Source organism: Streptomyces sporangiiformans (genome assembly GCF_005768555.2).
GTDB classification, from domain to species: domain Bacteria; phylum Actinomycetota; class Actinomycetes; order Streptomycetales; family Streptomycetaceae; genus Streptomyces; species Streptomyces sporangiiformans.
In genome coordinates this window covers 1-11,550 of the sequence record NZ_VCHX02000277.1, presented here as the reverse complement: position 1 = coordinate 11,550, position 11,550 = coordinate 1, and the positions used below count along the sequence as shown (strand labels likewise).

Sequence of the window (11,550 nt, the reverse complement as noted above, 5' to 3'; positions counted from 1 at the left end):
GCCGCCCCGGCAACCCTTGCCGGGGCGGCCGCGTCGTGCCCGATATGCCGCACAACATGGTTGCCGCGCTGCGCCCGCTGCTCGCGGCCGAGGCCTCCGCCGAGGCGTATGCGTCCGGGGCCGAGCCGGGCGACCTGGAACAGGCCGTCTGGCTGCGGCTCCTCGAACGCTTCGAGGCGGAAGGCCCGCCCAACGACCCGGCATCCTGGCTGCGCTGCGCCGTCCGCGCCGAGGCCCGCCGCACCCGGCGCACCGCGAGTATCGAGCTGCCGTACGGCTCGGAACCGGCCGACGACAGCGGACCAGGTCCGGAACAGCTCGCGCTCGCCGCCGCCCGGCGCCGCGCGCTGCACTCCGCCGTACGCCGGCTGCCGGGCCGCTGCCCGCGCCTCGTGGCGGCGCTGCTGTCCCCGCAGGACCTCACGTATCGGGAAATCGCCGGTGAGTTGGGTATGTCACAGGGCAGCCTGGGACCGGAACGTTCCCGATGTCTGGGATGTCTGCGCAGAATGCTCGCGGCAGAGGTTGCGGCTCCGGACCCACGGGGAAAGGAGTGAGGGACAACCGGCGGAGCAGGTGAGCGGGAGGCATGCACACATGGGCATGAGCGTGACCATCTCTGCGGCGACCGAGCAGGACGCCGAACAGATCCTCAAACTGCAGTTCCTCTGCTACCAGAGCGAGGCCGAGCTGTACGGCGACTACAGCATCGAACCCCTCACCCAGTCGCTCGCCTCCCTCAAGGCGGAGCTCGCGGGAGGCACGGTTCTGGTGGCCAAGCTCGGCGACGAGGTGGTGGCCTCGGTGCGCGGCGCCGTGGACGCCGATGGCACGGCACGTATCAACAAACTGATCGTCCATCCGCGCATGCAGCGTCATGGTCTGGGGGGCCGACTGCTCGACGCCATCGAGGCGAAGCTCTCCGAGGGCAGCGCCGCCAAGAGCTTCCAGCTCTTCACGGGTCATCGCAGCGAGCACAACCTGCAGCTGTACCGCAGGCACGGGTACGAGCCCGTGTCCCGGCAGCGCGTCGACGAGCGGCTCACTCTGGTGACCCTCGCGAAGGGCGCGCACGCGGGCGCGTTCGTCGCCAGTGCGTGAGCGCTCCGCGGGGCCCGGTTCGCCGCCCTACTCCGGGTCGCGGGCCCCGCGTAGCCAGAAGATCGCTGTCACCGGCAGCAGTACCGGGATGAACAGGTACTCCATGCCGTAGTCGGACCAGACGGTGGAGTCGGCGAAGGCCGACGGTTCCACGAGCGTCCAGGTACCGACGCCGAGTACGCCCAAGAGCTCGGCGGCGCAGCACACCAGCGCCGCCCTGCGGGCCGTCTCACCGCCACGGACGAGCGAGTACGTGATGAAGCCGTACACCACGCCGGCCACGGCGGACAGCGAGTAGGCCAGCGGGGCCCGGTCGAAGTCCGTGGAGATCTGGAAGATCGAGCGCGAGACCGCGCCGACCACCATCACCCCGTACAGCCACACCAGGAGCGTGCCGGGGCCGCTGATCAGCTTCTGACGCTTGCCGCTCTCCGAGACCCCGGTCACCTCAGCCTCCCCAGATGTCATAGAGCCGCACCTCGAGGACTGCGAGCACGACACCGCCGGCCGCGACCGTCACCGAGCCCCAACGGGTGCGTTCCGCGAGCGACATGAAGCCCGCCGCCGGAATACAGGCGAAGGAGCCGATCAGGTACGCCACGAAGATGGTCGTGCCCTGCTCCGGCTTCTCGCCGCGCGCCAGCTGGACGATCCCGACCACGAGCTGGACGAGGGCGAGAAGTGACACCACGGCCATACCGATGAAGTGCCAGTCCTTGGTCGGCTGGTCACGGTAGGCGGCCCAGCCGCACCACGCGGCGAGCACCAGGGCGGCGACGGCGGTCGCCACCGTCAGGGCATCAAGCATGCCGTGACCCTATTACGGGCCAAAAGACCCGATGCGCTCGCCCCTGGGGAGCCCGCTGCCCCGCAGGGTTGGGTCCACCTCGCTCACGTCGCGCAGCACGGCCTCCCCGCCGCGAGGGCCGGAGTGATCACCGTGGCATTGACCACAACCCGCCAGGCCGCCGAGCTCGAAGCGGATGTCGTGGTCGATCGCTTCTGAGCCGTATCGGCGCTGGTCATGGCCTCAGGAGGGGAGATCTCCACCCGCGGCTGACGCGTGTCCACCGCTGTCCGGCATGCGGACAGAGGTTCGGGCTCCGGCTCGTACGTCTGTTTTACTTTCCTCATGACCACGACGAGCTGCCGCACTGTTGCGACCGAGGCGACCCTGACGCCCGGTGCTCGTTGTATGTGTCGAATGTGCGCCTTCTAGAGGGCCCGCACCACCCGGAGTTTCGCGCCCCGAAGCGAGACCGCTCATGTCTGCCCCTCTGCCTTGGTACGCCACCTCGGCACGCGACTGAGCATGCCCCGCGCACGCAGTTCATCTGAAATCCCCGGCTGACCCCCGGCTTTCATCGCCACCGCGAGAACCGTGCCGCGTTCCCACCGAATGCACCGTGCCCGGCGCACACCCACGCCCTGCACTCGACAGTGACGGAAACCCAGTGATCACGACCACAGGCCTGACGAAGATCTATCGGGCTCATCATGCGCGCGACCGCGAGGTCACCGCCCTGGACGGCGTCGACCTGCACGTCCGCGAAGGCGAGGTGTTCGGCGTCATCGGCCAGTCCGGCGCCGGCAAGTCCTCACTCATCCGCTGCGTCAATCTTCTGGAGCGACCCACCTCCGGCACCGTGACCGTCGCCGGCCAGGACCTCACGGCCCTCGTCGGCCGCGGCCCGCGCGCCGGCAAGGAACTGCGGAAGGCCCGCAGTCGCATCGGCATGGTCTTCCAGCACTTCAACCTGCTGTCCTCGCGCACTGTCCAGGACAACGTGGAGCTGCCGCTCGAAATCCTCGGGAAGTCGGGGAAGGAGCGGGCCCGCAAGGCCCTCGAACTGCTCGACCTCGTGGGTCTCTCCGACAAGGCCAAGTCCTACCCGGCCCAGCTCTCCGGCGGCCAGAAGCAGCGCGTCGGCATCGCCCGCGCCCTGGCCGGCGACCCGAAGGTGCTGCTCTCGGACGAGGCGACCAGCGCCCTCGACCCCGAGACCACCCGCTCCATCCTTCAGCTCCTTCGCGACCTGAACCGGCAGTTGGGCCTGACCGTCCTGCTCATTACCCACGAGATGGACGTCGTCAAGAGCGTCTGCGATTCGGCCGCCCTCATGGAGAACGGGAAGATCGTCGAGTCCGGCACGGTCAGTGAACTGCTCGCCACCCCCGGCTCCGAGCTGGCCTCGGCACTCTTCCCGGTGAGCGGGGACGCCTCCGCGGACGACCGCACCGTCATCGACGTCACCTTCCATGGCGAGGCCGCGACCCGGCCCGTCATCTCGCAGCTCTCGCGCACCTACAACATCGACATATCGATCATCGGTGCCGCGATGGACACCGTCGCCGGCAAGCAGGTCGGCCGTATGCGCATCGAACTGCCCGGTCGCTACGAGGAGAACGTCGTACCGATCGGCTTCCTGCGCGAGCAGGGACTGCAGATCGACCTCGTCGGGACGGATCCCGAAGCACAGCAGCCCGTACTGGTGAAGGAAGGTGCCAAGTGACCTGGTCCGAGATGCAGCCGCTGCTGGAGCAGGCGTGTTGGGACACGCTCTACATGGTCGGCTGGTCCACGCTCATCGCCGTCGTCGGCGGCCTCCCGCTGGGCATCCTGCTCGTCCTCACGGACCGGGGCGGCCTGCTGCAGAACACCGTGCTGAACAAGGTCATCGGGCAGATCGTGAACGTCGGCCGCTCGCTGCCCTTCATCATCCTGATGGTCGCGCTGATGAACTTCACGCGCTGGATGACAGGGACGACGATCGGGCGCGAGGCGGCGATCGTGCCGCTCGCGATCGGCGCGATTCCGTTCTTCGCACGCCTCGTCGAGACGGCTGTCCGCGAAGTGGACCACGGGCTCGTCGAGGCCGTGCAGTCGATGGGCGGCAACACCTGGACCGTCGTCCGCAAGGTCCTCGTACCGGAGTCCCTGCCCTCGCTGATCTCGTCCACGACCACCACCGTCGTTGCGCTCATCGGCTACTCCGCGATGGCCGGCACCGTCGGTGCCGGTGGCCTCGGCGACATCGCCATCCGGTACGGCTACCAGCGCTTCGAGACCGGACTGATGTGGATCACCGTGGCGATCCTCGCCGTGGTCATCTCCGTCATCCAGTTCGCCGGCGACCACGCCGCCCGCACATTGCACCGGCGCGGCGGTCGCTCCGGCCGGCCGCTCCTCCTCAGGCCCCTTCGCGGGATCTTCTCCGGCACGGTCACCACCGAGGCGACGAAGACCCGCTGAGGCCTCCTCGTTCTCCCCGCACTACCCGAAGCGGGGCAGCACCACCCATAAGGAAAGGCACTTTTCGTGCGTAACACCGCCAAGATCACCACCGCCGTACTCGCTGCCGGAGCCCTCACCCTCGGGCTCACCGGCTGCGGCGCGGACAAGGCCTCCGGCTCGGACGGCCCGCTGGTCGTCGCCGCGAGCCCCACCCCGCACGCCGAGATCCTCACCTACGTCAAGGACCACCTGGCGAAGAAGGCGGGCCTCGACCTGGAGGTCCAGGAGTTCACGGACTACGTCACGCCGAACACGGCGACCGAGGACGGGTCGGTACAGGCCAACTACTTCCAGAACCAGCCGTACCTCGACGACTTCAACAAGAAGAACGGCACCCACATCAAGCCGGTCGTCACGGTGCATCTGGAGCCGCTCGGTCTCTACTCCCGCGAGGTCAAGAAGGCCGGCGCCCTCAAGAGCGGCGCGACCGTCGCCGTCCCGAACGACACGGTCAACGAGGCGCGGGCGCTGAAGCTCCTCGACGACAACGGGATCATCACGCTCAAGGACGGCGCGGGCAACGACGCGACCCCCAAGGACATCGCGAAGAACCCCAAGAACCTGAAGTTCAAGGAGCTGGAGGCAGCCCAGACCCCGCGCTCCCTGGGTGACGTCGACGCCGCGGTGATCAACGGCAACTACGCCATCGAGTCCGACCTCAAGCCCGCGAAGGACGCCGTCGTCCTGGAGTCCCCCAAGAACAACCCGTACGGCAACTTCCTGGCCGTGAAGGAGGGAGAGGAGAAGGACGCGCGCGTGAAGAAGCTCGCCAAGCTCCTCACCTCCGACGAGGTCAAGAAGTTCATCGAGGACAAGTACGCCGGCTCCGTCGTCGCGTCGTTCTGAGAGGACGATCCGGGCCTGGGGCCGACGTCCCGACAGCCACCCACGGGGTCCGCTCCCTCACAAGGAGTCGACCCCGTGGTGCAGTTCGGTGCTTCCATGCTGCATGCTGGGCAGTTCAGCAGGTCCGACGGTCCCTGAACGTTACGGAGCGGCGCATGACTAACACCTTCCCCGACATCTCCCTCAGCACGGAGCGGTTGGTGCTGCGCCCTCTTGAGGATGACGACGTCCCCGCTCTCACCGAGATGATGAACGACGAGCTGGTCGGGGCCTGGACATCGGTGCCCCAGCCCTTCACCCAGGACGCCGCCCGCACCTGGGTCAGCGAGCACGCGCCCGCCGAGCGCACCGCGGGCCGGGGGCTCGACCTCGCTGTCACCGAGTTCCTCACCCAGCGCCTGGTCGGCGTCATCCAGCTGGGCAAGACGAACTGGCATGTACGCTCCACCGAGATGTCGTACATCGTCGCCCCCTGGGCCCGCGGCGAGGGCTACGCGTCCGAGGCCGCCCTCACCACCGCTCAGTGGCTGCTGCGCGACCAGAAGTTCGAGCGCCTGGAGCTGCGCACGGCGGCGGACAACACCGCCTCCCAGCAGGTGGCCCAGAAGATCGGCTGTATCAGCGAGGGCGTCCTGCGCGGCGCCTGTATAGCCCGCTCCCGCACCGAGGACGGCGGCTGGGCCGAAGTGCGCACCGACTACATCGTCTGGAGCCTGCTCCCGGAGGACCTCGAAGGCGTCGGCGAGCAGTACGCCGACACCGGGGGTTTCACCTCTTACTCCGACTGGAACTGAACCGAAAGGGCGGCTGCCGCCCCCCGCCCACCCGCATCACCACAAGTCACCAGGTACGCTCACGAGGCTCCGCATGCCCATCTGACGACCTGCGATGACTCCAGGAGACTGAGGACGATGGCCGACCGGGTCACGGTGATCGGCTGGGACGGCTCGCCGCTGACCGACGCGGCGCGCTCCGCACTCGCCGCCGCCACGCTGGTGGCCGGCGCGGCCCACCATCTGGCGCTCCCCGAAGTGCCCGCTGCCGCCGAGCGCATCCGGCTCGGCAGCCTGGGACTCGCCGCCCGCCGTATCGCCGCCCACCGCGGCACCGCCGTCGTCCTCGCCGACGGCGACCCGGGCTTCTTCGGAGTCGTACGTACCCTCCGCGCCCCCGAGTTCGGGCTCGAGGTCGAGGTGGTGCCCGCCGTCTCCTCCGTCGCCGCCGCTTTCGCCCGCGCGGGAATGCCCTGGGACGACGCACAGGTGGTCGTCGCACACCGCCGGACCCTGCGACGCGCGGTGAACGTGTGCCGCGCCCACGCCAAGGTCGCCGTCCTCACCTCGCCCGGCGCCGGTCCGGCCGAACTCGGCCTGCTCCTCGACGGAGTGCACCGCACCTTCGTCATCTGCGAGGAACTGGGAACCGAACGCGAACAGGTCACGATCGTCACCTCCGACAAGGCCGCCGACCACTCCTGGCGCGACCCCAATGTCGTCATCGTCATCGGCGGCCCCGTCGCCTCCGCGGAGGGCGGCGGCTGGATCGCCGGACGCGACCCGGGCGCCGGCCCGCGCGGCTGGGCCCTGCCCGCCGAGGCGTACGGCGGCGGGTTCGGCGAGGGCGAGACCGAGTTGCTGCGCGCCGCTCAACTCGCCCGCCTGGGACCGCGCGTCGGCGACCTCGTGTGGGACATCGGCTCCGGCAGCGGAGCCTTCGCCACGGAGGCCGCGCGCCATGGCGCCGCAGTCATCGCCGTCGACCGCGACCCGAACGCCTGCGCCCGCACGATGGACTCCGCCCGCCGCTTCGGTGTGCAACTCCAGATCGTCTGCGGCACCGCCCCGCACATCCTGGAGAATCTGGCCGAACCCGATGTCGTACGCGTCGGGGGCGGGGGAGCCCCGGTGGTCTCCGCCGTCGCCGACCGCCGGCCCCAGCGGATCGTCACGCACGCCGCGACACGCGACGCCGCCGAACTCATCGGACGGGACCTGACGGAGCACGGCTACCACGTCGAATGTGCGCTGCTGCAGTCCGTCGAGCTGGACACCCGTGCCTGGACGGAGAAGGAACGGAGCGTCGCGTTCCTGCTCACCGGGCTGTTGCCCGACCGCGACCGGTGATCCTGCGGCCGTACCGCGCGCGGTAGGCTGGCCGACCGTTGTACCGCACTCGGATGGCCCGGCGCTTCGTCGGTCAATGTCCGGAAAACGCGCCCGCTTTGGGGTGTGTGTGGTACGGCGGAACCGGAGGGCGCGCAACGTGGCGCAGTCCACAGCCGGCCGTGGCGGATGATGCTGTCGCAGCGGCCGGCCGGCCGCGACAATGCCTGTTAATGGTTTTGTCGACCGGTCGTTCGTGCCGCCCGGCACGCATGCTCGTTCTTCATGACGAGCGGTCGGTGCGCCGCTCCGGACGAGCAGGTCGTAGGAGCACTAACCGATGGGCGAGGGGTACGCATGACCGACACCGGCCAGGTCCCGGGCGAGGGACTGCCGGAGAACGCAGGCAGGGTGGAGCAGCCGGGCGCCCACGCGCCGGGTGCGTACGCCTACCTCTCCGAAACCCCCGCCGAGGACGAAGACCTGTTGCTGCTGCCGGGCGCCCAGGGCGCCTGGGGCAACGAGGTACCTCCGCCGCCTCCGGCCCCCGTCGTGGAAGCCGTGCACGAACCCGGCCCGCACGAGATGGCGGGCCGCGACAGCGGTTCCGTCGACCTCGGTGGAGTACGGATGTCCGAGCTCGGTCCTTCGTCGGCGCCTTCACCTTCGCCCGGGCCCGCGTCTTCGCAGGCGCCGCAGCCGCCCGTGGCCCGCCGTCCGCTGCACCTCGGCCCGCCGACGCCGGACGGCGCCGGTAGCCCGGTGCGTTCGCTGGCCGACCGCGGCCCGGCGGGAGCGTCGGCGGGCTCCGGTCCCGTACGGCAGTCCGGTCCGCCCACGGTCGGTCCCGAGTACCTCGACATTCCGCGCGACGAGGTCGCGTTGCAGGGGGCGGCGCCTTGGGGAGCCCAGCATCAGGCGACCGCTGAGACGAGTGCTCAGGCGGCTGCCCAGGCCGCGCCTTCGGTGGCACAGCCGGTGCCACAGGTGAACTCCGAGGGGAGTCCTGCAGAAACGGTCGTCCGGAGCGCCGGGGAGAGCGTGGGAGCAGCAGCACAGGCCGCCCATGGTGTGGGGGGCGGCGAAACCCCCCAGAGCGGCGCCTGGGCAGCAGCGCAGGCGCCCGGCTTCGGGCAGGTTCCGGGTGCGCCGGCCGCCGAGGGCCAAGGCGTCGCCGGGGCCGCTCCAGGGTCTGACGCGGTACAGGGTTCCGGTGAAGTGCCGGCGGCCGAGCCCGCACAGGCATCGCAAGCACCGCAGCCACCGCAGGCCGCGGAACCCGCGCAGGAGTTCGCGTCGGTTCCGCAGAACCCGGAGGCCGCGCACAACTTGGAGGCGGCCCAGAACCCGGAGGCCGCGCAGGTCCCGCAGGCTCCGGAGGCCGCTCAGGTCGCCGAGGTCCCGCAGGCCGCCCAAGTCGCGGACGGCGCGCAGGTGACGGATCCCGCGCAGCCCGTGGATCCCGCGCAGGCTCCGCGGACCCCTCAAGTCGCCGAGGGCGCGCACTTGCAGGCCGCACCGGCGGTCTCGCACTTCCCGCAGGCGGCCGAGCAGCCACACCTGCCTCCGCACGTTGCCGCCGAACACCAGGCGCAGGTCCCGCAACAGCCCATGAACAACCCGCACAACCCGCAGGCCGCGTACCCCACCGAGCCCCAGCTTCCGGACGCCGCCGCGCAGTTCACCGAAGCCCCACAGGCCTCGGTGCCCGAGACGGGTGAGGCGCACGAGACGGCGCAGCACGCTGTCGCCGAGCAAGCCCCGCAGACCGAGCAAGCCCCACAGGCTCCTCAGCCCGCGCAGTTCGCCGCCCCCGCCGAGCCGCAGCAAGCCGTACCGGACGGTGCCGCCGCATCGTCCGAGGCAGCCCAGGCAGCCGAGGCGACTGCGGCACACGGCAACGAACCGCACAGCAGCGCATCGCCCAGCGGCGAGGCCCCGGCCCCGGCGGCTCCACCGGAGCCCCATGCGGACGAGTCCATGGGGCAGTTCGTGCCCGTGGAAGGCACGGTTCCGACCGCCCCGCACCTGGCTCCGACGCCTCCGCACGCCATGACCGTCCCGCCTCTCCCGGAGGCGGAACACCCCGAGGCCGAAGCCCCTGCGGAGACGACCCCGGCCACCGAGGAGACGGCACAGTCCGCACCCGCACCCGCCGCCGCGGCAGCCCCGGAGACCTCCGAGCCGGAGCCCATGGCGCCCCAGGGACCCGTCGTCACGCTGCCCGGCCCCCGGGAGGCCGAACCGACCCCCGCGGCCGAGACAACTCCCGTACCGGAGACCCCCGTCGAGCAGGCGGAGCCTCACGTCGTACCGCACGCGGAGGACCTGGACCCCCAGGCCGCCGACCAGGAAGAGAGCACGGCTGCCGTGGCAGAAGCACGTGAGTCCACCGGCCCCGCCGCGCCCGGTTACGACGACGCCGAGCGCGAAGCCGTACTGCGCGTCATGCGCGAGCGCCGCGACATCCGCAACGGCTTCCGCGGCGATCCCATCCCGCACGAAGTGCTGCTCCGCGTCCTCGAAGCCGCCCACACGGCACCGTCCGTCGGCCACTCCCAGCCCTGGGACTTCGTCGTCATCCGCTCCGCCGACACGCGGCGCTCGATGCACGAACTGGCCATGCGCCAGCGCGACGCGTACGCGAAGTCGCTGCCCAAGGGGCGCGCGAAGCAGTTCAAGGAACTGAAGATCGAGGCCATCCTCGACACCCCGGTGAACATCGTCGTCACCGCCGACCCCACTCGCGGCGGCCGTCACACCCTGGGCCGCCACACGCAGCCGCAGATGGCCCCTTACTCCTCCGCGCTCGCCGTGGAGAACCTGTGGCTCGCCGCCCGTGCCGAAGGCCTGGGCGTCGGCTGGGTCAGCTTCTTCGACGAGCGTGAGATGGTCCGCGCCCTCGGCCTGCCCGAGCACCTGGAGGTCGTGGCCTACCTCTGCGTCGGCTATGTCGACGAGTTTCCGGCCGAGCCCGAGCTGATGCAGGCCGGCTGGTCCAAGCGCCGCCCGCTGTCGTGGGTCGTCCACGAGGAGACGTACGGCCGCCGTGCCCTGCCCGGCGAGGACCCGCACGACCTGCTCGCCGAGACCGTCTCCAACATCCGCCCGCTGGACGCCAAGGCGCTCGGCGAGGCGTGGGAGCGCCAGAAGCGCATGACGAAGCCCTCGGGCGCCCTCGGCATGCTGGAGATCATCTCCGCACAGCTGTCGGGCCTGTCCCGGATGTGCCCGCCTCCCATCCCGGAGCCCGCCGCCGTCGCGATCTTCGCGGGCGACCACGGTGTGCACGCCCAGGGCGTCACTCCGTGGCCGCAGGAGGTCACCGGTCAGATGGTGGCCAACATCCTGGGCGGGGGAGCGGTCGTCAACGCCTTCGCCGGCCAGGTCGGCTCCGAGGTCTGCGTCGTCGACGTGGGCGTCGCCTCCGACCTGCCCGCCACCCCCGGCCTGCTGCCGCGCAAGGTCCGGGCCGGCACCGGCGACATGACGACCGGGCCCGCGCTGACCCGCGAGGAGGTCAAGTCGGCCATCGAGGTGGGCATCGAGACGGCCCGCGACCTGGTAGCCGCCGGCAACAAGGCCCTGATCACGGGCGAGATGGGCATCGCGAACACCACCGCGTCCGCCGCCCTGATCTCCGTCTTCACGGACACCGACCCGTCCGAGGTGACCGGTCGCGGCACCGGCATCAACGACGAGACGCTGGCCCGCAAGACGGAGGTCGTGCGCCGCGCCATCGAACTCCACCAGCCGGACCCGGCCGACCCCATCGGCGTTCTCGCCGCGATCGGCGGCCTCGAACACGCAGCGATGGTCGGCCTGTTGCTCGGCGGCGCGTCCCTGCGTACGCCGGTCATCCTGGACGGCGTCAGCGCCGGAGCCGCCGCCCTGGTCGCCCGCGCCATCGCCCCCGAGGTCCTCGCGGCCTGCATCGCGGGCCACCGCAGCGCCGAACCGGGCCACGTGGCCGCCCTCAACAAACTCGGCCTCCGCCCCCTCGTCGACCTCGACCTCCGCCTCGGCGAGGGCACGGGCGCGCTCCTGGCCCTCCCCATGGTCCAGAGCGCTGCCCGAGCCATGCACGAGGTGGCAACGTTCGACTCAGCCGGGGTAACAGAGAAGTAAGCAGTAGGTCTGTGCCCACCCGCTCCGCCCTGCGGAACGGGTGGGCACAGACCAACGACGGGCCCGCACTTGACCACG

Annotated in this window: 10 protein-coding genes; 8 read left to right on the top strand and 2 right to left on the bottom strand. The window is 70.7% G+C overall.

Annotated elements, in window-relative coordinates; genetic code table 11:
- Positions 1-44: 44 nt before the first annotated feature.
- Together FGD71_RS36140 and FGD71_RS36135 are read left to right on the top strand one after the other, a co-directional pair.
- Positions 45-557, top strand: coding sequence for an RNA polymerase sigma factor (locus tag FGD71_RS36140; RefSeq protein WP_119104779.1), 513 nt, complete (start codon positions 45-47; stop codon positions 555-557).
- Positions 558-597: 40 nt separating this feature from the next.
- A complete protein-coding gene (locus FGD71_RS36135) occupies positions 598-1,101 on the top strand; it encodes a GNAT family N-acetyltransferase (protein WP_119104778.1) in 504 nt (167 codons plus the stop codon).
- A gap of 27 nt (positions 1,102-1,128) precedes the next feature.
- Here FGD71_RS36135 and FGD71_RS36130 read toward each other — a convergent pair whose 3' ends face one another.
- Positions 1,129-1,569, bottom strand: coding sequence for a hypothetical protein (locus FGD71_RS36130; protein ID WP_119104777.1), 441 nt, complete (start codon positions 1,567-1,569; stop codon positions 1,129-1,131).
- Positions 1,550-1,909, bottom strand: a complete 360-nt coding sequence (locus FGD71_RS36125) for a hypothetical protein (protein ID WP_119104776.1) — start codon at positions 1,907-1,909, stop codon at positions 1,550-1,552. The genes FGD71_RS36130 and FGD71_RS36125 overlap by 20 nt, the downstream gene beginning before the upstream one ends.
- Before the next feature lie 646 nt (positions 1,910-2,555).
- Between FGD71_RS36125 and FGD71_RS36115 the strand changes: the two genes are divergently transcribed.
- From FGD71_RS36115 to cobT, 6 genes are all read left to right on the top strand, one after another.
- Entirely contained in the window at positions 2,556-3,614 is a 1,059-nt protein-coding gene (locus FGD71_RS36115; RefSeq protein WP_119104775.1) for a methionine ABC transporter ATP-binding protein, read from the top strand.
- The gene (locus FGD71_RS36110; protein WP_119104774.1) at positions 3,611-4,354 is read left to right on the top strand and encodes a methionine ABC transporter permease; all 744 of its coding nucleotides are present in this window, start codon (positions 3,611-3,613) and stop codon (positions 4,352-4,354) included. The genes FGD71_RS36115 and FGD71_RS36110 overlap by 4 nt, the downstream gene beginning before the upstream one ends.
- A 66-nt stretch (positions 4,355-4,420) precedes the next feature.
- Entirely contained in the window at positions 4,421-5,242 is an 822-nt protein-coding gene (locus FGD71_RS36105) for a MetQ/NlpA family ABC transporter substrate-binding protein (protein WP_119104773.1), read from the top strand.
- 155 nt (positions 5,243-5,397) lie between these two features.
- Positions 5,398-6,036 carry a GNAT family N-acetyltransferase gene (locus tag FGD71_RS36100; RefSeq protein WP_119104772.1) on the top strand — a complete coding sequence of 213 codons (639 nt, stop codon included), beginning with the start codon at positions 5,398-5,400 and terminating at the stop codon, positions 6,034-6,036.
- Positions 6,037-6,153: 117 nt separating this feature from the next.
- The gene (cbiE, locus tag FGD71_RS36095) at positions 6,154-7,365 is read left to right on the top strand and encodes a precorrin-6y C5,15-methyltransferase (decarboxylating) subunit CbiE (protein ID WP_119104771.1); all 1,212 of its coding nucleotides are present in this window, start codon (positions 6,154-6,156) and stop codon (positions 7,363-7,365) included.
- A 336-nt stretch (positions 7,366-7,701) separates the two neighbouring features.
- Entirely contained in the window at positions 7,702-11,472 is a 3,771-nt protein-coding gene (gene cobT / locus FGD71_RS36090) for a nicotinate-nucleotide--dimethylbenzimidazole phosphoribosyltransferase (RefSeq protein WP_119104770.1), read from the top strand.
- Positions 11,473-11,550 lie beyond the last annotated feature (78 nt).

Excerpts from the sequence above, each read along its gene's own strand:
- FGD71_RS36140 (WP_119104779.1), top strand. The coding sequence starts at position 45 with ATGCCGCACAACATGGTTGCCGCGCTGCGCCCGCTGCTCGCGGCCGAG.
- FGD71_RS36135 (WP_119104778.1), top strand. The coding sequence starts at position 598 with ATGGGCATGAGCGTGACCATCTCTGCGGCGACCGAGCAGGACGCCGAA.
- FGD71_RS36130 (WP_119104777.1), bottom strand. The coding sequence starts at position 1,569 with ATGACATCTGGGGAGGCTGAGGTGACCGGGGTCTCGGAGAGCGGCAAG.
- FGD71_RS36125 (WP_119104776.1), bottom strand. The coding sequence starts at position 1,909 with ATGCTTGATGCCCTGACGGTGGCGACCGCCGTCGCCGCCCTGGTGCTC.
- FGD71_RS36100 (WP_119104772.1), top strand. The coding sequence starts at position 5,398 with ATGACTAACACCTTCCCCGACATCTCCCTCAGCACGGAGCGGTTGGTG.
- cbiE (WP_119104771.1), top strand. The coding sequence starts at position 6,154 with ATGGCCGACCGGGTCACGGTGATCGGCTGGGACGGCTCGCCGCTGACC.
- cobT (WP_119104770.1), top strand. The coding sequence starts at position 7,702 with ATGACCGACACCGGCCAGGTCCCGGGCGAGGGACTGCCGGAGAACGCA.